The 23,887-nt window shown below is 63.8% G+C and carries 22 protein-coding genes; 10 read left to right on the plus strand and 12 right to left on the minus strand.

All coding sequences use genetic code 11. The features are described from left to right. Window positions 1–128: 128 nt before the first annotated feature. The 8 genes from ACYHH6_RS02600 to ACYHH6_RS02635 all read right to left on the minus strand — a co-directional run bounded on the left by ACYHH6_RS02600 (window position 129) and on the right by ACYHH6_RS02635 (window position 8,963). Window positions 129–536 carry a F0F1 ATP synthase subunit epsilon gene (locus ACYHH6_RS02600; protein WP_192252660.1) on the minus strand — a complete coding sequence of 136 codons (408 nt, stop codon included), beginning with the start codon at window positions 534–536 and terminating at the stop codon, window positions 129–131. A 111-nt stretch (window positions 537–647) separates the two neighbouring features. Next, window positions 648–2,231 carry a F0F1 ATP synthase subunit beta gene (gene atpD, locus ACYHH6_RS02605; RefSeq protein WP_352586604.1) on the minus strand — a complete coding sequence of 528 codons (1,584 nt, stop codon included), beginning with the start codon at window positions 2,229–2,231 and terminating at the stop codon, window positions 648–650. Window positions 2,232–2,301: 70 nt separating this feature from the next. After that, entirely contained in the window at window positions 2,302–3,186 is an 885-nt protein-coding gene (locus ACYHH6_RS02610; RefSeq protein ID WP_112559755.1) for a F0F1 ATP synthase subunit gamma, read from the minus strand. A 32-nt stretch (window positions 3,187–3,218) separates the two neighbouring features. Then, window positions 3,219–4,748, minus strand: coding sequence for a F0F1 ATP synthase subunit alpha (gene atpA, locus ACYHH6_RS02615; RefSeq protein ID WP_023822025.1), 1,530 nt, complete (start codon window positions 4,746–4,748; stop codon window positions 3,219–3,221). After that, window positions 4,748–5,308 carry a F0F1 ATP synthase subunit delta gene (locus ACYHH6_RS02620; protein WP_352586602.1) on the minus strand — a complete coding sequence of 187 codons (561 nt, stop codon included), beginning with the start codon at window positions 5,306–5,308 and terminating at the stop codon, window positions 4,748–4,750. Before ACYHH6_RS02620 ends, atpA begins: the two co-directional genes overlap by 1 nt. 247 nt (window positions 5,309–5,555) lie before the next feature. Further along, the gene (locus ACYHH6_RS02625; RefSeq protein WP_352586600.1) at window positions 5,556–5,951 is read right to left on the minus strand and encodes an AGROH133_08824 family phage infection protein; all 396 of its coding nucleotides are present in this window, start codon (window positions 5,949–5,951) and stop codon (window positions 5,556–5,558) included. A 95-nt stretch (window positions 5,952–6,046) separates the two neighbouring features. Next, window positions 6,047–6,742: an aspartate/glutamate racemase family protein gene (locus tag ACYHH6_RS02630; protein WP_352586598.1), complete on the minus strand. Its 696-nt coding sequence runs from the start codon at window positions 6,740–6,742 to the stop codon at window positions 6,047–6,049. A 37-nt stretch (window positions 6,743–6,779) separates the two neighbouring features. Beyond that, entirely contained in the window at window positions 6,780–8,963 is a 2,184-nt protein-coding gene (locus ACYHH6_RS02635) for a primosomal protein N' (protein ID WP_352586596.1), read from the minus strand. Between the two features lie 90 nt (window positions 8,964–9,053). Here ACYHH6_RS02635 and fsa point away from each other — a divergent pair, with 90 nt between their 5' ends. Further along, complete coding sequence (gene fsa / locus ACYHH6_RS02640) at window positions 9,054–9,710, plus strand: fructose-6-phosphate aldolase (RefSeq protein ID WP_352586594.1); 657 nt, start codon at window positions 9,054–9,056, stop codon at window positions 9,708–9,710. 219 nt (window positions 9,711–9,929) lie between these two features. Here the strand turns inward: fsa and lptE are convergent, their stop codons facing one another. Next, window positions 9,930–10,505: an LPS assembly lipoprotein LptE gene (gene lptE, locus ACYHH6_RS02645; RefSeq protein WP_352586592.1), complete on the minus strand. Its 576-nt coding sequence runs from the start codon at window positions 10,503–10,505 to the stop codon at window positions 9,930–9,932. Further along, on the minus strand, window positions 10,492–13,119 hold the full coding sequence (leuS, locus tag ACYHH6_RS02650; protein WP_352586590.1) for a leucine--tRNA ligase: 2,628 nt from the start codon (window positions 13,117–13,119) through the stop codon (window positions 10,492–10,494). The genes lptE and leuS overlap by 14 nt, the downstream gene beginning before the upstream one ends. 147 nt (window positions 13,120–13,266) lie before the next feature. Between leuS and ACYHH6_RS02655 the strand changes: the two genes are divergently transcribed. The 4 genes from ACYHH6_RS02655 (at window position 13,267) to ACYHH6_RS02670 (ending at window position 15,856) form a co-directional block, all read left to right on the plus strand. Further along, a complete protein-coding gene (locus tag ACYHH6_RS02655) occupies window positions 13,267–13,929 on the plus strand; it encodes a YggS family pyridoxal phosphate-dependent enzyme (protein ID WP_352586588.1) in 663 nt (220 codons plus the stop codon). A 70-nt stretch (window positions 13,930–13,999) separates the two neighbouring features. After that, a complete protein-coding gene (locus tag ACYHH6_RS02660; RefSeq protein ID WP_112559772.1) occupies window positions 14,000–14,254 on the plus strand; it encodes a type II toxin-antitoxin system Phd/YefM family antitoxin in 255 nt (84 codons plus the stop codon). Then, window positions 14,254–14,655 (plus strand): type II toxin-antitoxin system VapC family toxin, encoded by a 402-nt coding sequence (locus tag ACYHH6_RS02665; RefSeq protein ID WP_352586587.1) that lies wholly within the window; start codon window positions 14,254–14,256, stop codon window positions 14,653–14,655. Before ACYHH6_RS02660 ends, ACYHH6_RS02665 begins: the two co-directional genes overlap by 1 nt. Before the next feature lie 151 nt (window positions 14,656–14,806). Next, complete coding sequence (locus ACYHH6_RS02670) at window positions 14,807–15,856, plus strand: aldo/keto reductase (protein ID WP_352586586.1); 1,050 nt, start codon at window positions 14,807–14,809, stop codon at window positions 15,854–15,856. Between the two features lie 49 nt (window positions 15,857–15,905). Here ACYHH6_RS02670 and ACYHH6_RS02675 read toward each other — a convergent pair whose 3' ends face one another. Further along, window positions 15,906–16,814, minus strand: coding sequence for a LysR family transcriptional regulator (locus ACYHH6_RS02675; protein WP_352586585.1), 909 nt, complete (start codon window positions 16,812–16,814; stop codon window positions 15,906–15,908). 125 nt (window positions 16,815–16,939) lie between these two features. Between ACYHH6_RS02675 and ACYHH6_RS02680 the strand changes: the two genes are divergently transcribed. The 3 genes from ACYHH6_RS02680 to ACYHH6_RS02690 all read left to right on the plus strand — a co-directional run bounded on the left by ACYHH6_RS02680 (window position 16,940) and on the right by ACYHH6_RS02690 (window position 20,567). Continuing rightward, on the plus strand, window positions 16,940–18,133 hold the full coding sequence (locus ACYHH6_RS02680) for an MFS transporter (protein ID WP_352586584.1): 1,194 nt from the start codon (window positions 16,940–16,942) through the stop codon (window positions 18,131–18,133). 65 nt (window positions 18,134–18,198) lie between these two features. Next, window positions 18,199–19,488: an SGNH/GDSL hydrolase family protein gene (locus tag ACYHH6_RS02685; RefSeq protein WP_352586583.1), complete on the plus strand. Its 1,290-nt coding sequence runs from the start codon at window positions 18,199–18,201 to the stop codon at window positions 19,486–19,488. A gap of 44 nt (window positions 19,489–19,532) precedes the next feature. Further along, window positions 19,533–20,567, plus strand: coding sequence for an aldo/keto reductase (locus ACYHH6_RS02690; RefSeq protein WP_352586582.1), 1,035 nt, complete (start codon window positions 19,533–19,535; stop codon window positions 20,565–20,567). Between the two features lie 33 nt (window positions 20,568–20,600). Here ACYHH6_RS02690 and ACYHH6_RS02695 read toward each other — a convergent pair whose 3' ends face one another. After that, on the minus strand, window positions 20,601–20,873 hold the full coding sequence (locus ACYHH6_RS02695; protein ID WP_352556825.1) for an usg protein: 273 nt from the start codon (window positions 20,871–20,873) through the stop codon (window positions 20,601–20,603). 302 nt (window positions 20,874–21,175) lie between these two features. Here ACYHH6_RS02695 and acs point away from each other — a divergent pair, with 302 nt between their 5' ends. Beyond that, the gene (gene acs / locus ACYHH6_RS02700) at window positions 21,176–23,131 is read left to right on the plus strand and encodes an acetate--CoA ligase (RefSeq protein ID WP_352586581.1); all 1,956 of its coding nucleotides are present in this window, start codon (window positions 21,176–21,178) and stop codon (window positions 23,129–23,131) included. Window positions 23,132–23,139: 8 nt separating this feature from the next. Further along, complete coding sequence (locus ACYHH6_RS02705) at window positions 23,140–23,883, plus strand: MOSC domain-containing protein (protein ID WP_352586580.1); 744 nt, start codon at window positions 23,140–23,142, stop codon at window positions 23,881–23,883. Window positions 23,884–23,887: the final 4 nt, after the last annotated feature.

The raw sequence follows: 23,887 nt of genomic DNA on the forward strand, positions 1-23,887 counted from the left end.
AGAGCCCGCATTGCCGAGCCGGCAAGTCGCGACTCCGTCCGACTGCTGACGTGCTTCAGCCATATCTGTGGGCACAAAAAAGGCCGAGTTGAACCCGGCCTGTCTCGTAGTTTGTTTTCGCCTGCGGCCTAAGCTGCCAGCAGCGCGCTTTCGAGCGTGGTGAGCTGAGCGAGGAACTGCTCGGCCTTGCTGCGGGACTGATCGTCCTTGGCATCGGCAGCGTCTTCCTTGGCGTCCTGGATGCGGCGGGCGAGATCGGCGCGGTCGATGTCGCCGACGGCAACCGCCGATTCGGCCAGCAGCGTGCAGCCGGAAGGCAGGATGTCGGCAAAGCCGCCGAACACCACATAGCGCTCTTCCTTGCCGCCGGCGGTCTTCACCGTGACGACGCCTGGCTTGATCGTGGTCATGACCGGCGCGTGATGCGCCATCACGGTCATCTCGCCTTCGGCGCCGGGAATGACGACGGCTTCGACCTGCTCGGAAACGAGCAGCCGCTCCGGCGAGACCAGTTCGAATTGGAAAGCTTCAGCCATGTCAATTTAGTGAGTAGGGAATAGTGAGTAGGGAGTAGGGAGAGAGGACAAATGTCCCGATCGCCCGGCTGCTATTCACTACTGACTACTGACCACTCCCTATTGCCTTGATTATGCCGCTTCCGCCGCGAGACGCTGTGCCTTCTCGACTGCTTCGTCGATGCCGCCGACCATGTAGAAGGCGGCTTCCGGCAGGTGATCATAGTCGCCGTTGCAGAGGCCCTTGAAGCCCTTGATGGTGTCGGCGAGGTCGACCAGCTTGCCCGGCGAACCGGTGAACACTTCAGCGACGAAGAACGGCTGCGACAGGAAGCGCTCGATCTTGCGGGCGCGGGCAACCGTCTGCTTGTCCTCTTCCGACAGCTCGTCCATGCCCAGGATGGCGATGATGTCCTGCAGCGACTTGTAGCGCTGAAGGATCGACTGCACCTGGCGAGCGACGCCATAGTGCTCTTCACCAACGACCAGCGGGTCGAGCATGCGCGAGGTCGAATCGAGTGGATCGACCGCAGGGTAGATGCCCTTTTCCGAGATCGCGCGGTTGAGCACGGTCGTCGCGTCCAGGTGGGCGAACGAGGTCGCCGGCGCCGGGTCGGTCAAATCGTCGGCCGGCACGTAGATCGCCTGCACCGAGGTGATCGAGCCCTTGGTCGTCGTGGTGATGCGTTCCTGCAGCGCGCCCATGTCGGTGGCGAGCGTCGGCTGATAGCCCACGGCCGAAGGGATACGGCCGAGCAGCGCCGACACTTCCGAACCCGCCTGCGTGAAGCGGAAGATGTTGTCGACGAAGAACAGCACGTCTTGGCCCTGGTCGCGGAAATATTCGGCCACCGTCAGGCCGGTCAGGCCGACGCGGGCGCGGGCACCCGGCGGTTCGTTCATCTGGCCATAGACCAGTGCCGCCTTGGAGCCTTCGCCGCCGCCCTTCTTGTTGACGCCGGACTCGATGAACTCGTGATAGAGATCGTTGCCTTCGCGGGTGCGCTCGCCGACACCGGCGAACACCGAGAAGCCACCATGTGCCTTGGCCACGTTGTTGATCAGTTCCTGGATCAGCACGGTCTTGCCGACACCGGCGCCGCCGAACAGGCCGATCTTGCCGCCGCGGGCGTAGGGCGCCAGAAGGTCGAGAACCTTGATGCCGGTGATCAGGATCTGCGCTTCCGTCGACTGTTCGACATAGGACGGAGCCGGCTGGTGAATGGCGCGCATTTCGATGCCGTCGACCGGGCCTTCTTCGTCGACCGGCTCGCCGATGACGTTGATGATGCGGCCGAGCATGCCCGGGCCGACCGGCACGGTGATCGGCGCGCCGGTGTCATAGACGTCCTGACCGCGAACCAGACCTTCGGTGGAGTCCATGGCGATGCAGCGCACGGTGTTTTCACCGAGATGCTGGGCAACTTCGAGCACCAGGCGATTGCCGACATTGGTCGTCTCGATGGCGTTCAGAATGGCCGGCAGGTGATCGCCGAACTGGACGTCGACGACAGCGCCGATGACCTGGCGGACCTTGCCGACAACGCCGGTCTTCTTCACAACGGCGGCCGTCGTCTTCGCTGCCGTAGCCTTGGCCGGGGCCGCTGCCTTGGCGGGCGCAGCCGCCGTCTTGGCCGGAGCGGCCTTCGCCGCTGTTGCCGGAGCCTTTGCCGCCGCTTTGGGAGCTGCCGCCTTCGGGGTCGCTGCTTTCGCCATCGTCTTTACCCTTTTCGTCCTTTGTTTCTCACGCTCCACCACAAGGTCGATGACCTCCTGGCGGCCGCGCCTAGAGCGCCTCGGCGCCCGAAATGATTTCGATCAGTTCCTTGGTGATCTGCGCCTGCCGCTGGCGGTTGTAGGTGATCGACAACTTGTTGATCATGTCGCCGGCATTGCGCGTCGCATTGTCCATGGCGCTCATCTTGGCGCCCATCTCGCCGGCTGCGTTTTCGAGCAGCGCGCGGAAGACCTGGACCGAGATGTTGCGCGGAATGAGGTCGGTCAGGATTTCGCCTGGCTCCGGCTCGTATTCGTAGACGGCATTGCCGCCAGCGGTCGCCTCGGCGGGCGCGGAGGCCACACCGGCCGGGATGATCTGCTGTGCCGTCGGGATCTGGCTGATCACCGACTTGAACTGCGAATAGAACAGCGTGCAGATGTCGAAGCCGCCCTCGCCGAACAGATGGATGACCTTGCGGGCGATGGCGTCGGCATTGACGAACCCGAGCGTTTTGACCTCACGCAGATCGACGCGTTCGAGGATCATCGAACCGTAGTCGCGGCGCAGGATGTCGAAACCCTTCTTGCCGACACAAATGATCTTGACCTGCTTGCCGTCGGCCAACAGCCGGCGGATGTGGTCGCGGGCGAGGCGCGCGATCTGCGAATTGAAGCCGCCGCACAGGCCGCGCTCGGCGGTGCAGACGACGAGCAGATGCACGTCGTCCTTGCCGGTGCCGGTCATCAGCGCCGGGGCATCGCCGCCGCCGCCGATCGCCTGGGTGATGTTGGCGAGCACCAAACCCATGCGCTCCGAATAGGGGCGCGCGGCTTCCGCGGCTTCCTGCGCGCGGCGCAGCTTCGCCGCGGCGACCATCTGCATCGCCTTGGTGATCTTCTGCGTCGCCTTGACCGAGGCGATACGGTTACGAAGGTCTTTTAACGAAGGCATGCTTCAAACCTGATCCCGTCCGTCCGGCTTTCTCAAGCGAAGGTCTTGGCGAAGGCATCGATCTCGGCCTTCAGCTTGGCGCGCAGATCGTCCGACAGCGCCTTCTCCTTGCGGATGCCGTCAAGCACGTCCTTACCGGCCGAGCGCATGTGGCTGAGCAGGCCATGCTCGAACTTGCCGACCTGATTGATCGCCAGCTTGTCGAGGTAGCCGTTGACACCGGCGAAGATCACCGCGACCTGTTCCTCGACCTTGAGCGGCGAGAACTGCGGCTGCTTCAGGAGTTCGGTCAGACGCGAACCGCGATTGAGCAGGCGCTGCGTGGCGGCGTCGAGATCGGAGCCGAACTGCGCGAAGGCCGCCATTTCGCGGTACTGCGCGAGCTCGCCCTTGATCGAGCCGGCGACCTGCTTCATCGCCTTGATCTGCGCCGACGAACCGACGCGCGACACCGACAGGCCGACGTTGACAGCCGGGCGAACGCCCTGGAAGAACAGATTGGTTTCGAGGAAGATCTGGCCGTCGGTGATCGAGATCACGTTGGTCGGGATGTAGGCCGACACGTCGTTGGCCTGCGTCTCAATGATCGGCAGCGCGGTCAGCGAACCGCCGCCATTGTCGTCATTGAGCTTGGCGGCGCGCTCGAGCAGGCGCGAATGCAGGTAGAACACGTCGCCCGGATAGGCTTCGCGGCCCGGCGGGCGGCGCAGCAAGAGCGACATCTGGCGATAGGCGACAGCCTGCTTCGACAGATCGTCATAGCTGATCAGCGCGTGCATGCCGTTATCGCGGAAATATTCGCCCATGGTGCAGGCGGTGAACGGCGCCAGGAACTGCATCGGCGCCGGATCGGAAGCGGTGGCCGCGACGATGATCGAATAGTCGAGCGCCCCGCGCTCTTCGAGCACCTTCACGAACTGCGCGACGGTCGAGCGCTTCTGACCGATGGCGACGTAGACGCAGTAGAGCTTTTCCTTCTCCGGTCCGTTGTCGTGGACCGCCTTCTGGTTGAGCATCGTGTCAAGAATGATGGCGGTCTTGCCGGTCTGGCGGTCACCGATCACCAGCTCGCGCTGGCCGCGGCCGACCGGGATCAGTGCGTCGATGGCCTTGAGGCCGGTCGACATCGGCTCGTTCACCGACTTGCGCGGGATGATGCCTGGCGCCTTGACGTCGACGCGCTTGCGTTCGGTTGCCTTGATCGGGCCCTTGCCGTCGATCGGGTTGCCGAGCGCGTCGACGACGCGGCCGAGCAGGCCCATGCCGACTGGCGCATCGACGATGGCGCCGGTCCGCTTGACGGTGTCGCCTTCCTTGATGTCGCGGTCGGCGCCGAAGATGACGACGCCGACATTGTCGGCTTCAAGGTTGAGGGCCATGCCGCGGATGCCGCCGGGGAATTCGACCATCTCGCCGGCCTGGACATTGTCGAGGCCATAGACGCGGGCGATACCGTCACCGACGGACAGCACCTGTCCAACTTCGGAGACCTCGGCCTCCTTGCCGAAATTCTTGATCTGGTCTTTCAGAATTGCGGAAATTTCCGCGGCGCGGATGTCCATCAGCCGACCTCTTTCAGTGCAAGCTTGAGCGAATTGAGTTTGGTTTTGAGCGACGTATCGATCTGGCGCGAGCCCATCTTGACCACCAGCCCGCCGAGCAGCGACGGATCGACGGTGACGGCGATGGCCACGTCCTTGCCGGCGACGCTTTTCAGCGCGGCCTTGAGTTCTGTCTGTTGCGCTGCCGTCAGTTCATGCGCCGAGGTGACCTCGGCAGCGGTCTCGCCGCGATGTTCGGCGGCGATCTGGCGGAATGCCTTGATCATGCCGGGCACGGCGAAGAGGCGACGGTTGCGGGCGACGACGCGCAGGAAATTGCAAGTGAGACCAGTGATGCCCGCCTTGTCGGCGATCGCCGCGATGGCCTTGGCCTGGTCCTCGCTGGAGAACACCGGGCTGTTGATGAGGCGGGTCAGGTCGGCGCTGCCATCCAGCATCGTTGCGAAGCTGTTGAGGTCGGCCTCGACCTTGGCCACTGAATTGGACTGCAGTGCGAGTTCGAACAGCGAACCCGCGTAGCGTTCTGCGACACCTGAGATTGGCGATGACGATTGAGCCACGGACCGTCTTTTCTCTTGTCTGACAGGCCGCAGATTGTTGGCGCGAGCAAAAAACTCTGGCTAAATCTTTGACCTTACTAAGTTTTTCCAAGCACGAAGACGCGGCTTCCGCTATCCCCGGCCGAAAGTCGATTGCCGTCTAGCACAGGCATTTTAAGACCGCAATGCGTCGTTCCGCATGCTTTTCAGGCACTATTGTCGCATCCGGCGGCAGAGTTCAACCAAAGCCTTCGGATTGGCCGCCGATTCAGGGCAGAAAGCCGAAGACGAAGGCGAGCGGCAGTGCGGCCAGCGCCAGCTCGACAATGATCGACGCCCAGTTGAAAGGCGTGTTCGCGCCATCCGACATCATCGACAGCAAACGGCCGAAAGCGGTGAACAGCCAGGAGAAGCCAAGCGCCATATAGAGCCATGGCTGCGCCAAAAGAATGCAGCACAGGCTGACGCCGAGATAGAAGCCCGACATGCGGCCGCGCCCTTCGGCGATGGCCGCTGCCTTTTCCGGTCGAACCTGCAGCCTGAGGATGCGAAAGGCTAGCCCCGGCGCGAGGAAGAATATGAGGCCCAGCGCCAAGGTGACGACGGCGCTCGACCACGCCAGCCATTCGCCCTGGCTGGTCGGCCACGGAAACGCAAACTCCATCTTTGTCCCCTCGCAATGGCTCTCTGAAATCGCGAGCATTCTAGCGAAGGAAAGACTGCGCGCCAGATGGCGGTGGGCAGTTTAACAACGGCGCATCAAGAGAGCGCGAAATTGACCGCCGCCTCGGCATGGATGCGCGTGGTGTCGAACACTGGAATGTCGAAATCGCCTTGGCCGATCAGCATGGTGATCTCGGTGCAGCCCATGATGACGCCGTCAATCTTTTCATCGCGCCGCAAGCGGGTGACCTCGTCGAGGTAGGCCGCCTTCGATGGTGCGCTAACGATGCCCTGGCAGAGCTCGTCATAGATCACCCGATGCACCATGTCGCGGCCGGCCTGGTCCGGCACCATCGGCTCGAGGCCATATTTGTCGGCCAGCCGGCCCTTGTAGAAATCCTGCTCCATGGTGAAACGCGTCGCCAGCAGCGCCGGCCGTCTGACGCCGGCGCCCTTGACCGCCACTGCCGTGGCATCGGCGATGTGGATAAGTGGAATGGACACCGCCGCCTGCACCTGGCGGGCGAGCTTGTGCATGGTGTTGGTGCAAATCAGCAGCCCCTCGGCGCCGCCCGCCTCCAGCTTGCGCGCGGCATCCGCCAGAAGCACGCCCGCACCGTCCCAGTCGCCGTGATGCTGCCGCTCGGCGATCTCGGCGAAGTCGAAGGAATGGAGCAGCAGCTTTGCCGAATGCAGCCCGCCCAATCGCTCGCGCACAATCTCGTTGAGCAGGCGGTAGTAGATGCCGGTCGATTCCCAGCTCATGCCGCCGAGCAGGCCAAGGGTTTTCACAGCGTCTTCGCTCCGTCGAAAATTTGCACGATCAATCTCATAAAAAGCTTTGCGGGTCGATGTCGACCTGTACGCGGACCGAGCCGCGTTGCTTCGGCCCTTCAGCCAGCATGGTGCGGATGAAGCCTTGCATGTCGGCCCGCCGCTCGCCCTGGATCAGCAAGCGGAAGCGGTGGCGCCCGCCAAGCAGGGACAGCGGCGCCTCGGCCGGGCCAAGCACGAACAGGTCGCTGGCCTGGGGTGCTGCGCGGCGCAAACCACGAGCGTGGCCTTCGGCCTCCGCCCGCGTCACCGCGCTGACGATGACGCCGGCGAGCCGGCCGAAAGGCGGCAGGGCCGCCCGTTCGCGCTCGGTGATCTCGCGCTCGTAAAACGCCTCGGCGTCGCCCGAGACGATCGCCCGCATCACCGGATGGTCCGGCTGAAAAGTCTGCAGCAGGCCGAGGCTCTTCTTGCCGGTGCGCCCCGCGCGGCCTGTCACCTGGCTGAGCAACTGGAAGGTGCGCTCGGCAGCGCGCGGATCGCCATTGGCGAGACCCAGATCCGCATCGACGACACCGACCAGGGTCATGTTGGGGAAGTTATGCCCTTTGGCGACGAGTTGCGTGCCGATGACGATATCGGCCTCGCCATTGGCGATGGCTTCGAGCTCCAGCCGCAACCGCCGCACGCCGCCCATCAGGTCGGAGGACAAGACGATGGTGCGCGCGTCGGGGAAATGCGCCACAACCTCTTCGGCGATGCGCTCGACGCCCGGCCCACAGGCGACGAGATGGTCGAGCGTGCCGCATTCGGGACAGGCCTCCGGCCGCTTTTCATTGTGCCCGCAATGATGGCAGACAAGCTGGCCGCGAAAGCGGTGCTCGACCAGCCAGGCCGAGCAGACCGGGCAGCCGAAGCGGTGGCCGCAGACCCGGCACAGCGTCAGCGGCGCATAGCCACGCCGGTTGAGGAACAGCAGCGACTGTTCTTTTTTCTCCAGCGTGCGCTGCATCTGGTCGATCAGCAGCGGCGACAGGAAGCCGCCGCGCGCCGGCGGCGCTCGCCGCATGTCGATGGTCTTGAGGTCGGGAAGGGCGGCCTCGGCAAAGCGCGCCGAAAGCACCGCCCTGCTGTAGCGGCCCTGCTGCGCATTGACCCGGCTTTCGACGGACGGCGTCGCTGATGCCAGCACCACCGGAAAGCTGCTGATATGGCCGCGCACCACCGCCATGTCGCGGGCATTGTAGAAGACGCGGTCCTCCTGCTTGTAGGCAGGGTCGTGTTCCTCGTCGACGACGATCAGCCCAAGCTCCCGGAACGGCAGGAACAGCGCCGAACGCGCCCCGGCGACGACGCGCACGCCGCCTTCCGCCACTTGCCGCCAGACCTTTTCGCGCATTCTGGGCGGCAGGTCGGAATGCCATTCGGCCGGCTTGGCGCCGAAGCGCTGCTGGAAGCGTTCGAGGAAGGCATGCGTCAGCGCGATTTCCGGCAACAGGATCAGCACCTGCTTGCCCTGGTCGAGAGCCGCCGCCACCGCTTCGAAATAGACCTCCGTCTTGCCCGATCCGGTAACTCCATCGAGAAGCGTCACGTTGAAAGCACCGGCCGCGACATTGGCGCGCAGCATGGCGGCCGCATCAGCCTGGTCCGGCATAAGCTCCGGCAGGGCGTAGGAGGCATCGGGCGCTGCAACCACCGGTCGCGGCGGGATCATCACCGTCTCGAACACGCCTTGCGCCTTGAGCCCCTCGATCACCGTCGACGACACGCCTGCCGCATGCGCCAGCCCGGATCGCGTCCAGGCGAGGCCACCTTCCGCCGTCTCCAGCACGCGTGTCCTCGCGTCCGTCATCCGATCGGGCATGAGAAGCGTCCGCTGCAGGCCCTCGATCCATGGTTCGGGATCGAAAGCCTCCGGCGCCCTGAGCAGCATGCGCGCCACCATGCCGGGCGGCGACAGCGTGTACTGAGCGATCCAATCGACGAAGCGGCGCATGCCGCGGTCGATCGGCGGACAGTCGAAAACCTGCTCGATCGGCCGCAATTTCTTGGCGTCGACCTGTTCGGTCACACCGTCCCAGACGATGCCGGCAACCTGGCGTGGTCCCAGTGGTACGCGCACGATCGAGCCCGGCACCACGCGCATGCCGGCCGGCACCGCATAGGTGTAAGGCCGTTCGGCGGGCATCGGCACTAGCACCGGCGCGGCTGCGACAAAGGGCGAATCTTCGATCATCGGGCGTGACCTTGCCCCGACTTTGGTCTAGATCAAAGGGCAACCCCGAATGTGCATGGCATGCACATGGAAATCTTTCAGGAGACCCCCATGAAATTTTTTGTCGACACCGCTGACATCAAGGACATCAAGGAACTGAACGATCTGGGGCTGCTCGACGGCGTTACCACCAATCCCTCGCTGATCCTGAAATCCGGCGGCAAGATCGCCGAGGTCACCAAGCAGATCTGCGACATCGTCAAGGGCCCGGTTTCGGCCGAGGTCGTGGCGACCGAATACAAGGACATGATGGCGGAGGCCGAGGTGCTGGCCAAGATCGCGCCCAATGTCTGCATCAAGGTGCCGCTGACTCTGGACGGGCTGAAGGCCTGCAAGACGATCCGTACCCAGATGAACCGCATGGTCAACGTCACCCTGTGCTTCTCGGCCAACCAGGCGCTGCTCGCCGCCAAGGCCGGCGCCTCGTTCATCTCGCCCTTCGTCGGCCGCATCGACGACACCGGTTCGGACGGCATGGAGCTGATCCAGGAGATCCGGCAGATCTACGACAACTACGATTACCCGACCGAGATCCTGACCGCGTCGGTGCGCACCGTGAACCACGTCAAGCAGGCCGCGCTGATCGGCGCCGATGTCATCACCGCCCCGCCGGCGACGCTAAAGGCGCTTGTCAAGCACCCGCTGACCGACAAGGGCCTCGAGCAGTTCCTCGCCGACTGGGCCAAGACCGGCCAGAAGATCGGCTGAGACCAGGCTTCGATATCAACGAAAGGGCCGGGAAACCGGCCTTTTTTATTGCGATCCGCATATTGGGGAACGCTCAGAGACCGTTTCGAAATTCGCTCTGGCGAGTCATATGGTGGTGGTTTCGAGAACCGGAGCGCAGCGGACATTTCGGTCCGTGAGCACCGGAAGCGCAGAAAACGCCATCAGATGACCGCCGGAGTAGACTTTCCAAACGGTCTCTCAGGCCTTTTTGCCGTGCCTGACCAAGTCCTGGGCGACCGACAGGCTCACCATTTCAGCCAGTTCGCGCGCGGCGCGGTTCTCGGCGTCGAGCTGCGCACGGTAGGAAGCGAACTCCTGCCTTGGCTTGTCGAAGGATGACGGGATCGAGCGCTTGCCGGTGGCGATTACCGCACCGGTCTTGGCATCGGTCAGCACATAGTTCGCCGTCAGCGTCACCGTGCCTGCGGTCGGCTCATCCTCGTCGGTCTGGACCTGCACCACAGCGGCCGATTCGACCAGTTCGGTGACGCCGAGATCGAGCATGTAGACCGGCGCTGGCGGCTCGCCGGCGCCCTGGCCAAAGGCAAAGATCAGATTGTTGCGGACCTGCTGGGCATAGCGGGTCTTGACCGGCTTGACCGCGATCGACGCCAGTTCGGCTGAAGCGCTGACGGTCGAGCCTGCCGTCAACGGCGCACTGGAATAGAGCGGCCTGACCGTGCAGGCCGAAACCAGCGCCATCGAGACGACCATGCCGTACAGCGCGGCGCGGCGCAGCAAATGCGTCGTCTTTTCCAGATCAGGCAACGACATTGACGATCCTCTGCGGCACGATGATCACCTTGCGGGGCGCCTTACCTTCCAGCGCTTTTTGCACGAAGTCGAGGGCCAGCACCGCTTTTTCGACCGCACCTTGGTCCGCGTCGCGGGCAATTGTCAAATCCCCACGCTTCTTGCCGTTGACCTGGACCGGCAGCACGATCTCGTTGTCGACGACCAGCGCCGGATCGTAGACCGGCCACGGCCGTTCGGCGACCAGATCGGTGCCGCCCAGCGTGTGCCAGCACTCCTCCGCCAGATGCGGCATGACCGGCGCAACCACATGCACCAGGATCTCCACGGCCTCGCGGCAGGCGCCTTTGAGCCCTGCATCGGCCTTGCCCTCGGCGACGTCATTGAGCGGCGTGGTCAAGGCGTTGGCCAGCTCGTAGATGCGGGCGATGGCGCGGTTGAAGCCGAGCCGTTCAATGTCTTCGCCGATCGCCTTCAGGATCTTGTGCGCAGCCTTGGAAACAGCACCCGCTTCGCCCTCCTTCGCCGCCTGCGGCTTGACGCCGTCGAGCGTCTCGGCGGCGATCGACACCAGGCGCCAGACGCGCTGGATGAATCGATGCGCGCCGGCGGCGCCATCGTCGGTCCATTCGACGTCGCGCTCGGGCGGCGAATCCGACAGCATGAACCAGCGCGCGGTGTCGGCGCCGTAACCGTCGGTGATGTCTTCCGGGCTCACCGTGTTCTTCTTCGACTTCGACATCTTTTCGAGCGAGCCGATCGCCGCCTCTTCGCCGGTGGCGATCTCGATGGCGCGGCGCTTGCCGCCGGCATCCTCGATCCTGACCTCTGCCGGCGACAGCCAGCGTCCATTGGTCGACGCGCCGCCGACGCGGTAGGTCTCGTGCACCACCATGCCTTGCGTGAACAGGCCCTTGAACGGCTCGGCGAGATCGAGATGCCCGGTCTCGCGCATGGCGCGGGTGAAGAAGCGCGAATAGAGCAGATGCAGGATCGCGTGCTCGATGCCGCCAATATACTGGTCGACCGCCAGCCAATCGTCGGCAGCCTTGGGCTCGGTCGGTTCGTTGGCCCAGGGCGCGGTGAAGCGCGCGAAATACCAGGACGAATCGACGAACGTGTCCATCGTGTCGGTCTCGCGCCGCGCATCCCTGCCGCATTGCGGGCATTTGACATGCCGCCAGGTCGGGTGACGGTCGAGCGGGTTGCCGGGACGGTCGAACTCGATGTCGTCGGGCAGTTTGACCGGCAGGTCGGCCTTCGGCACCGGCACCACGCCGCAATCCTCGCAATGGATCATCGGGATCGGGCAGCCCCAATAGCGCTGGCGCGAAATGCCCCAGTCGCGCAGGCGGAAGTTCACCTTGCGCTCGGCCATCGGCCGGCCACCGATGCTTTTCTGCTCCAGCAGCTTCGCGACTTCGTCGAACGCCTGCTCCGGCTTCATGCCGTCGAGGAAGCGCGAATTGATCATCACGCCGTCATCGACATAGGCCTCTTCCGTGATCTGGAAGCTCTTTGCGTCGGCATCTTCCGGCATCACCACCGGGATGACCGGCAGGCCGTATTTGTTGGCGAAGTCGAGGTCGCGCTGGTCGCCCGACGGACAGCCGAAAATGGCGCCGGTGCCGTATTCCATCAGCACGAAATTGGCGACATAGACCGGCAGCGTCCACGAGTCGTCGAACGGATGGACGACGCGGATGCCGGTGTCGAAGCCCTTCTTCTCGGCCGTCTCCAGTGCGGCCACCGACGTGCCCATATGGCGCACTTCGTCGATGAACTTGGCCAGCTCGACATTGGTCTCCGCCGCCTTTTTGGCCAGCGGATGATCGGCGGCAACTGCCATGAAGGAAGCGCCGAAGATGGTGTCGGGCCTGGTCGTGTAAACTTCCAGCTCATGCGTGTCGCCAACGGGTGCTGCCAGCGGCCAGCGGATCAGCAGCCCTTCGGAGCGGCCGATCCAGTTCTGCTGCATCAGCTTGACCTTTTCCGGCCACTCGCCGAGACCGTTCAGCGAATCCAGCAGATCCTGCGCATAATCGGTGATCTTGAAGAACCACTGCGTCAGCTCACGCTGTTCGACCAGCGCGCCGGAGCGCCAGCCGCGCCCGTCGATGACCTGCTCGTTGGCGAGCACCGTCATGTCCTCCGGGTCCCAGTTGACCTTGGAGGATTTGCGCGTCACCAGCCCCTTCTCGACGAAATCGAGGAACAGCATCTGCTGGCGGTGGTAATAGTCGACGTCGCAAGTGGCGAATTCGCGCGCCCAGTCCAGCGACAGGCCCATCATCTTGAGCTGTTCGCGCATGGCGGCGATATTGGCGTAGGTCCATTCCTTGGGATGGACCTTGTTCTGCATCGCCGCATTTTCGGCCGGCATGCCGAAGGCGTCCCAGCCCATCGGATGCAGCACGTTGAAACCCTTGGCCCGCTTGTAGCGCGCCACCACGTCGCCCATCGTGTAGTTGCGGGTATGGCCGATATGGATCTTCCCCGACGGATAGGGGAACATCTCCAGCACGTAGTATTTCGGCTTCGGGTCGTTGTTGTGCGCTTCGAACAGCTTCTTTTCGGCCCAGGCTTTCTGCCATTTGGGCTCTGACGCGCGCGGATTGTATCGTTCGGTTGCCATCGGATGATTTTCACTTAAAAGCAGGCGCAAGCCGCCGGACAAGGCCCGGTGGCCGAGGTAAATGTCGTCGCGGTGTTCACCATGGATTGCCGGACCCGTCAACTGCGGCGAGCCGGCGAGGGCTAGAAAGACAGGCAGGATATAGGCATGGCCAACGCCGTCGAACAGTTTTTCGCCGTCAAGACAAGGATCGCCACTGCAGAGCGCGAAGCCGGCCGCGACGCCGGTTCCGTGACCCTGGTGGCGGTGTCGAAGACTTTTGAAGCCGACGCCATCCGCCCGGTCATCGAAGCCGGCCAGCGCGTCTTCGGCGAAAACCGGGTGCAGGAAGCGCAGGCCAAATGGCCGGCTCTGAAACAAGAATTCCCCGACATCGAGCTGCATCTGATCGGCCCGCTGCAGTCGAACAAGGCGAAGGAAGCCGTAGCCCTTGCCGACGTCATCGAGACCGTCGACCGCGAGAAGATCGCCGCCGAACTTGCCAAAGAGATCACCAGGCAAGGCCGGACTCCAAAACTCTATGTCCAGGTCAACACCGGTTCGGAGCCGCAAAAGGCCGGCATCGAGCCGCGTGACGCCGTCGCCTTTGTTGCTCATTGCCGCGACATTCACGGGCTGGCCATCGAAGGCCTGATGTGCATCCCGCCGGCGGACGAAAACCCCGGCCCGCATTTCGCTTTGCTGGAAAAGTTGGCGCGCGAGGCCGGCGTCGCCAAACTGTCGATGGGCATGTCCGGCGACTACGAGACGGCCATCGCCTTCGGCGCCACCAGCGTCCGCGTCGGCTCGGCGATCTTCGGCAGTCGGTAGTTTCTCCCAGCACTCCTTGCCGCGTCGTCGGCCGAATGCTATATCTAGCCAAGCTAGCTAGGAAGCATCTATGAACTGGCACCTTCAGGACGCAAAGAATAATTTCTCCAAGGTGGTTCAACGCGCGCGCAGCGAGGGACCACAGACGGTGACGTTGCGCGGCGAGCGTGCCGCAGTGGTGCTTTCCGCCGAAGATTATGACCGTCTGGCCGGAAAGAAGAAGTCGTTGGCCGAGTATCTTTTGACCGGCCCGGTTTGGGATGATGATTTCGCCGAGGAGGTCAACCGCCGCCCGGATACGATGATCAGAGATGTCGACCTCTGATGTATCTGCTCGATACGAACATCGTTTCGGATGTGCAGAGGCGACTACCCAAGCCCACCGAATGGCTGGCTTCGGTGGATCCCACATCGGTGAGTCTCAGCGTCATAACGCTTGGAGAGATCGAGCGTGGGATCATCAAGTTGCGCAAGGTCGATTCCGAAAAGGCAACACGCCTCGATCTATGGCTACGCGAGCTTCGGCGCGACAATGCCGGCCATATTCTTGCTGTCACGGAAGATGTCGCGTTGGCTTGGGGCCGCATCACCGCCGGTCGCACGCGAGGCAGCGCGGACACGCTCATTGCAGCAACCGCGCTCGTCCATGATCTCATTCTTGTGACGCGCAACGTCACTGACTTCGATGATACAGGCGTGACGGTGCTCAACCCTTGGGACGACTGACCGTCTCCGCTACCTGACGCACGCGAGCCGGCGTGGTTGGACCACCGGCATGGTTGGACCAATCGAGAGTCTATCATTGCGCCACGACTAGAAACGAAACGTACCGTTCCTATTTGCTTGGCGTCATCATAATTCTGCTGGAGCCGCCACCATGCGCTACAACCAACTCGGAAATACGGGGATGTTCGCCTCCGAACTCTGCCTCGGCACCATGACTTTCGGCGCCGCCGGCGAGAATGCCCAATGGGGCCTCATCGCCAGTCTCGACCAGAAGGGCGTGAACGACATCGTTGCCCGCTCCATCGCCGCCGGCGTCAATTTCTTCGACACGGCCGACGTCTATTCGTTCGGCCAGTCCGAGCGTCTGCTCGGCCAGTCGCTCAGGGATCTCGGTGTCAAGCGCTCCGACGTCATCATCGCCACCAAAGTCCACGGCGCCATGGGCCAGGGCCCGAACGAGCGCGGCTCGTCGCGCGGCCACATCATGGATTCGGTCGACGCTAGCCTGGAGCGGCTGCAGCTCGACCATATCGACCTCTACCAGTTGCACGGCACCGACACGGTGACGCCGATCGACGAGACGCTACGGGCGCTGGACGATCTCGTCGCCAGCGGCAAGGTTCGCTATGTCGGCGTCTCCAACTGGCAGGCCTGGCGCATCGCCAAGGCGCTGGGCATTGCCGAGCGCAAGGGCTTTTCCCGCTTCGAGACCATCCAGTCCTATTATTCGATCGCCGGCCGCGACCTCGAGCGCGAGATCGTGCCGCTCATCAACGAGGAGAAGCTCGGGCTGATGGTGTGGTCGCCGATGGCCGGTGGCCTGCTGTCGGGCAAATACGGCCCCGGCGCGCCCGGCAATGGCGAAGGCCGCCGCGCCGCCTTCAACTTCCCGCCGGTCAATGAGGATCGCGCCTGGGCAGCTGTCGCCGTCATGCGCGACATCGCCAAGAAGCACGACGTCAGCGTCGCCACCGTGGCGCTCGGCTATGTCCTGGCAAAACCTTTCGTGATGAGTGTCATCATCGGCGCCAGCCGCATGGAGCAGCTGGAACAGAACCTTGCCGCGGCCGATGTGAAGCTCGACGTCGACGATCTCGCCAAACTGGACGAGGTCAGCGCGCTGCCCTCCGAATATCCCGGCTGGATGCTGGAGCGTCAGGGCGCCGGCCGCCGCCCGGCGCCATTCGTGCCGAAGAGGTAGGCGCATCTCGGCCTGATGCTTCGGGAGCCATTTGGCTGCCGAACGTCTGTCAGGCTATCCGCACGCTCTCAACCAGAAAGTCGAGAAAGGCCCGCACCCGTGCCGGCAAATGCCGGCCCTGGCCGACATAGACGGCGTGGCTAGGCTCCTCGTCGCCCGGATTGAAATCCTCCAGCAGCCCCGTCAGCCGGCCCGCCGCAATGTCATCAGCCACATGCCAATGTGCCAGCCGGGCGATGCCGGCGCCGGCAACCGCCATCAGCCGCATCGACTCGCCATCGCTGACCACCGTGTTTCCCATTATCGGCACCGTGACGGCGTTGCCGGCTGCGTCGACGAACTGCCAGCCATCGACATGCCGGACAAAGCCGAAAGCCATGCGATTGTGCCGGTCGAGATCGGCAGGTGTCAGTGGCGTGCCATGTGTGACTAGGTAGGACGGTGCTGCAACGACCACCATCCGACATTGCCCGAGCTTGCGCGCCACCAGCCGCGATTCGCCGAGCGGACCGGCGCGGATGGCGACGTCGGCGCGCTCCTGCATCAGGTCGATGACGCTGTCGGTCAGCACCAGGTCGACCGAAATCTCAGGATAGCGTTCGAGGAAGCGCGGCAGCAGCGGGATCAGCCGGTGCACCCCGAAGGGCACATAGCTGTTGACGCGCAACCGTCCGCGCGGTGCCGCACCCACGGCGGCCTCGCGTTCGGCCGCCGCCATGTCGGCCAGGATGCGCAGCCCGCTGTCGTAGAAGGCCGTCCCTTCCGGCGTCAGCTGCAGCTTGCGCGTCGAGCGGCTGACCAGCCGCGCCCCGAGCCTTGCCTCCAGCCGCGCGATCAGTTTGCTGACCGCCGACGGCGTCATGCGCAACGCGCGAGCGGCGGCCGAAAAGCTGCCCGCCTCGACGACGCGCACGAACACTTCGATCTCGCCGGAGCGGTTGATGTCGGGCCTGGCCATCTGTGAATCTATTTCACAGGAAATATGCCTAAGGCAAGTCTGGTTCACAAGGCGTGGGTGCACGATCTCTTGGGTCGGGGCGCGGATTGGACAAGGCGCTCATCGTCTTGGAAGTGGAAACCGCCATGCCTCTTGCTCTCTATGCCCTCGCCGCCGGTGCCTTCGGCATCGGTGTCACTGAATTCGTCATCATGGGCCTGCTGATCGATGTCAGCAAAGATCTCGGCGTCTCGATCTCGGCCGCCGGCCAGCTGATTTCAGGCTATGCACTTGGCGTCGTCATCGGCGCACCGCTGTTGACTATCGCCACCGGCAACTGGCCGCGCAAGACCGTGCTCTTGGCCCTGATGGCCATCTTCACGATTGGCAACCTCGCCTGTGCGCTGGCGCCAGACTACTGGACGCTGATGGGCGCCCGCATCATCACCGCCTTTGCCCATGGCACCTTCTTCGGCGTCGGCTCGGTGGTCGCCACCGGCCTGGTCGCACCCAACAAGAAGGCCTCGGCGATCGCGCTGATGTTCACCGGCCTGACCATCGCCAACATTCTCGGCGTCCCCTTCGGCACATGGCTCGGCCAGGCCTTCGGCTGGCGTGCCACCTTCTGGGCAGTAACCCTGGTCGGTCTGGCAGCCTTCGCCGTCATCCTCCTTCTGGTGCCGCGCAGCCAGACGGCGCCCGAGAAGACCAGCCTGCGCGCCGACCTCGCCGCGCTGTGCCGCACGCCGGTGCTGCTCGGCCTTGCCACCACCGTGCTCGGCTATGCCGGCGTCTTCGCCGTCTTCACATACATCGCCCCATTGCTGACCGAGATCAGCGGCTTCAAGGAAGCGGCGGTGTCGCCGATCCTGCTCGTCTTCGGCGGCGGTCTCATCGCCGGCAATCTGCTTGGCGGCAAGGTCGCCGACCGCTGGCTGGTACCGGCGGTGCTCGGCAGCCTCGTGGTGCTGGCGCTGGTGCTGGCAACCATGACCTTTGCCGTCCACAGCCAGGTCCTGGCCGTGATCTATGTCGGCCTGCTGGGTGCCGCAGCCTTCGCCACCGTGGCGCCGCTGCAGATGTGGGTGCTGGAAAAGGCGCAAGGTGCTGGCCAGAGCCTCGCCTCGTCCTTCAACATCGCCGCCTTTAATCTCGGCAATGCCGCCGGCGCCTGGCTCGGCGGCGCGGTGATTGCCCATGGCCTCGGCCTCGGCTCGCTGACTTGGGTCGCCGCCTTGCTGCCGGTCGCGGCACTCGGCGTCGCCGCCCTGGCGCTGCGCCTCGACAGAAACGGCGAGCGATTGGTGCCGGCCGCCGTCTGCCCAAGCGCCGCGGAGTGACCGTAGCTCCGAAACATTCCTACCTCGACAGAAGCCAAGACACGAACCCAACAGGAGAAACCGTTGTGACCAACAGCAGAGATCCGGTTCGCTACGCCATCCTTGCCAATGCGGTCAGGCATTTGAGGCTCGTTCCTATCGCCCTGGCGGCGTCGTTGATGTTCGATCCGGCGATAGCCGGCGAAAGGCAAGGGTGGGTCGGCACCTGGCTGGCCAGTCCGCAATCGACGTGGGGCGCCGATTTTGCCTTGCCGGTGAAGATACCACCGCAGCTTGAGAACCAGACCATTCGCCAGACGGTCCGGATCAGCCTCGGTGGCGAGAAATTCCGCGTCGTCCTGTCGAACGAGTATGCCGCCACGCCGGTCCAGATCGGCGGGGCCTATGTGGCGGTCGCCGGCGAGGGATCGAAAATCGTCGCCGGCACCGATCGCGTGCTGACCTTTGGCGGACAGGCCAAGGCCGCAATCGCGCCGGGCACGTCTCTGATCAGCGACCCGGTGGACCTGCCGCTCGATGCCTTGAGCCGGCTTTCGGTCTCGGTCTATCTGCCGCAGGAAACGCCGCTCGCCACCTTCCATTGGGACGGCAAGCAGACCGCCTATATCGGCAACGGCAACCAGACGGCTTCGGACGCGTTCGCGGCTACGCAGACCACCGACGCACGCATCCTGCTCAGCGAAATCCTGGTCGACGCACCCGCAAATGACGGCGCAGTCGTCGCTATCGGCGATTCGATCACCGACGGCGCCGGCGCCACTCTGGATGCCGACAACCGCTGGCCCGATTTCCTGGCCGCTCGCCTCGCCCCGAAACAGGTGGCGGTGCTCAACGCCGGTATATCCGGCGCCAGGCTGCTGAACGACGCCATGGGCGTGAAGGCATCCGCCCGCTTCGACCGCGATGTCCTGGCCCAGCCCGGCGTCAAGGCGGTGATCCTGCTCATCGGCATCAACGACATCAGCTGGCCAGGCACGCCATTCGTGCGCGAAAAATCCCTGCCCGCTTTCGAAACCTTGACAAGCGCATACCTGCAGCTCGCCGCCCAGGCCCACGCCCACAATCTCAGCATTGTCGGCGCCACATTGACGCCCTTCGAAGGCGCGCTGAGCGGAACGCCGCTTGATGCCTACTACACGCCGGAAAAGGATGCGCTGCGCCAGAAGGTCAACAACTGGATCCGCACCAGCGGCGCCTTCGATGCCATGGTCGATTTCGACCTCCTGCTGCACGATCCGGCGCATCCGACACGCCTGCTGCCCGAATTCGATTCCGGCGACCATCTGCATCCAGGCGACAAGGGAAACCAGGCCATGGCCGACGCCATCGACCTCGCCACACTGGTCAAAAACTGAGCGACGCATCCGCTGCTTCGGTTCACACTTTGAAAGGACATAAAATGGATTATCGACGTCTCGGCGCATCGGGCCTGAAAGTGCCCGCACTCTCCTTCGGCGCCGGCACTTTCGGTGGCTCCGGCCCGCTGTTCGGCGCCTGGGGCAACAGCGACGCCAAGGAGGCGCGGCGGCTGATCGACATCTGTCTCGAGGCCGGCGTCAATCTGTTCGACACGGCCGATGTCTATTCGAATGGCGCTTCCGAACAGGTGCTTGGCGAAGCCATCAAGGGCCGCCGCGACGCCGTGTTGATCTCTACCAAGACCTCGCTGCCGATGGGCGATGGGCCAGCCGATTACGGCTCGTCGCGCTCGCGCCTGATCAAATCCGTCGACGCGGCACTGAAGCGCCTCGGCACCGATTACATCGACCTTTTGCAGCTGCACGCCTTCGACGCCGGCACACCAATCGAGGAAGTGCTGTCGACGCTGGACGATCTCGTACGCGCCGGCAAGCTGCGCTATGTCGGCGTCTCCAACTTCTCCGGCTGGCAAGTGATGAAGTCGCTGGCGGAAGCCGACAAGCACGGTTATCCCCGCTACGCCGCGCATCAGGTCTACTATTCGCTGGTCGGCCGCGACTATGAATGGGAGCTGATGCCGCTCGGCCTCGACCAGGGTGTCGGCGCGTTGGTCTGGAGCCCGCTCGGCTGGGGCCGGTTGACCGGCAAGATCCGCCGTGGCCAGCCCCTGCCGGAAAAGAGCCGGCTGCACGACACCGCTGATTTCGGCCCGCCGGTCGCCGACGAGCACCTCTACCGGGTCATGGATGCGCTCGACGCGGTGGCCGAAGATACCGGCAAGACCGTGCCGCAGATCGCCATCAACTGGCTCTTGCGGCGCCCGACCGTGTCTTCCGTCATCATCGGCGCCCGCAACAAGGAGCAGCTGCGCCAGAACCTCGGCGCCGTCGGCTGGTCGCTGACGCCGGAGCAGATCGGGAAGCTCGACGCGGCAAGCGAGGTTACCGCGCCCTACCCGTACTTCCCCTATCGCCGCCAGGAAGCTTTCGCCCGGCTCAGCCCGCCGGCGGTTTGAACCTGGCTCTTCATTGAACGGCTTTGCCGCCGTTCAATGCAGCACGAACTCCCCATCGACCTTGCGCCATTCGTTCGGTGCGATCAGCTTCTGGTGCGTGTAGGTCACCGAATGCAGCGGGCCGTCGAGCTTGGCCTGCCAGAATTCGATGAAGCGGACCAGCACCGGGAATTTCGGTGCCAGATCGTAATCCTGCCAGATGAAGCTCTGCAGCAGGTGCGGGTGGTCGGGGAAGTGATAGAGAATCTTGGCCGTGGTCAGCCCATAGCCTTTGAGCATCAAGTCCATTTCGGCATGGTCACGCATTGCAGCCCCCTGCGTCGATCTCCTTTCCTCCCAATGTTGGATTCTGCGCTCACTTGCTTAACTGTCTATTGATTTTTTTTGATCGTCGCGGGCATTTTCCACGCTAAAACATGCAGTTAGCAGCGACCTTGGCAGAGTGCTGACAGCCGCTGAATCCACGGCTGCGGCATCCCGCCGCGCGAATCCAACGTCTAATGTTGCCGTCAGCGCGGAACTGTTAATAATGCCGCCGAATTCGCGGCTGCGTCGCCGCGAAACCGTTGGCGCCAAGCCGACGGAACGGTTCGGGAGGAATGCCAGAAATGTCCGAGGTTCATGTCCACCGCGTCCAGCCGGCGTGGAAGAAGAACGCGCTGATCGACAACGACACCTACCTGAAATGGTATGCCGACAGCGTGAAGAATCCGGACAAGTTCTGGGGCAAGCACGGCAAGCGCATCGACTGGTTCAAGCCGTTCAGCAAGGTCAAGAACACCTCCTTCGACGGCAAGGTCTCGATCAAATGGTTCGAGGACGGCGAGACCAACGTCTCCTACAACTGCATCGATCGCCATCTGAAGAAGCGCGGCAACCAGACCGCCATCATCTGGGAAGGCGATAACCCCTACGACGACAATAAGGTCACCTATAACGAGCTTTACGAGCACGTCTGCAGGCTGGCCAATGTGATGAAGAAGCACGGCGTAAAGAAGGGCGACCGCGTCACCATCTACATGCCGATGATCCCGGAGGCCGCTTATGCGATGCTGGCCTGTACGCGGATTGGCGCCATCCATTCGATCGTCTTCGGCGGCTTCTCGCCGGACGCGCTGGCCGGCCGCATCGACGACTGCAAGTCGACCTTCGTCATCACCGCCGATGAAGGGCTGCGCGGCGGCAAACCGATTCCGCTGAAGGACAACACCGACAAGGCGATCGAGATCGCGGCCAAGGCCGGCACCAAGGTCGAAAAGGTGGTGGTCGTGCGCCGCACCGGCGGCAAAGCCGGCTGGGTCCAGGGCCGCGACGTCTGGTACCATGACGAGATCGCCACCGTGAAGGCGGACTGCAAGCCGGAGAAGATGAAGGCCGAGGATCCGCTGTTCATCCTCTACACCTCAGGCTCGACCGGCAAGCCGAAGGGCGTGCTGCACACCACCGCCGGCTATCTCGTCTATGCCTCGATGACGCACCAATATGTCTTCGACTACCATGACGGCGACATCTACTGGTGCACCGCCGATGTCGGCTGGGTCACCGGTCATAGCTACATCGTCTATGGCCCGCTCGCCAACGGCGCCACCACACTGATGTTCGAGGGTGTGCCGAACTACCCTTCGCAGTCACGCTTCTGGGAAGTCATCGACAAGCACAAGGTCAACATCTTCTACACCGCGCCGACGGCGCTGCGCGCGCTGATGGGCGCCGGCGACGAACCGGTGAAGAAGACATCGCGCAAATCGCTGCGCGTGCTGGGCTCGGTCGGCGAGCCGATCAACCCGGAAGCCTGGCAGTGGTATTTCAACGTCGTCGGCAACGGCAAGGTGCCGATCGTCGACACCTGGTGGCAGACCGAAACCGGCGGCATTCTGATCACACCGTTGCCCGGCGCCACCGACCTCAAGGCCGGCTCGGCGACGCGGCCCTTCTTCGGCGTCAAGCCGCAGCTGGTCGACGGCGAGGGCAAGGTGCTGGAGGGTGCCGCCGACGGCAATCTCTGCATCACCGATTCCTGGCCGGGCATGATGCGCACCGTCTATGGCGACCACGACCGCTTCGTGCAGACCTATTTCTCCACCTACAAGGGCAAATACTTTACCGGCGACGGCTGCCGGCGCGACGCCGATGGCTATTACTGGATCACCGGCCGCGTCGACGACGTCATCAACGTCTCCGGCCACCGCATGGGCACGGCGGAAGTCGAATCGGCACTCGTCAGCCATGACAAGGTTTCGGAGGCTGCCGTCGTCGGCTATCCCCACGACATCAAGGGCCAGGGAATCTACAGCTACGTCACCTTGATGAAAGGCGTGGAACCGACCGAGGAGCTGCGCAAGGAGCTCGTCGCCCATGTCCGCAAGGAGATCGGCGCCATCGCGTCGCCCGACAAGCTCCAGTTCGCTCCCGGCCTGCCGAAAACCCGCTCCGGCAAGATCATGCGCCGCATCCTGCGCAAGATCGCCGAGGACGATTTTTCCGCACTTGGCGACACCTCGACACTGGCTGACCCGGCCGTGGTCGACGACCTGATCGCCAACCGCCAGAACAAGAAGAGCTGACCCGTTTGATGAGTGCACTGGGGGCGGTTACGGAGCTCTGGCGTTACCCGGCAAGCTCGCTTGCCGGCGAGCGCCGGGACGCCATTTCGGTCGGCCTTGAGACCATCGGCGGTGACCGGCTGTTCGGCCTCGTCGATGTCTCGGACAACGAGATCGCGCGGCCCGATCGCGACGCGAAATGGCACAAGGTGCCGCGCATCCGCACAAGGCTGAGCAACGACCGGAAGCTTGAAATCGCCGTTCCCGACGGCGACTGGCTGGCAGCACCAGGTGCTGAATGCGATCGCGCCATCTCGGCCTATCTCGGCTTCGCCGCCTCGATCCGGCCGTTCAGCAAGGAGATAGCGCCCGGCTACACCGGCCCGCTGACCGCCGAGAGCTACCGCAAGGCGCCGATCCATCTCTTGACCACCGCATCGCTGGCGCGGCTGAAGGCGCTGCATCCGGAAGGCACCCCCGACACGCGCCGCTTCCGCCCCAACATCGTCGTCGACATGGCGGCGGTTGAAGGTTCGTTTCCCGAGACCGAATGGATCGGCCGCAAGCTCGCCATCGGCGACCTGCTGGTGACTATCTCGGCGCCATGCCGCCGCTGCGGCTTCACCATCATCTCCCAGGACGGCTTCGACCACGACCCTGGCATCCTGCGCAATTTGGTCCGCCACAACGCCCATAATCTCGGCGTCTATTGCACGGTGGACAGGCCAGCCAGCGTCGAGATCGGCGCGCCGATGCGGTTCGTTCGGGATTAGCGCC

It is taken from the genome of Mesorhizobium sp. P171375 (genome assembly GCF_057786075.1).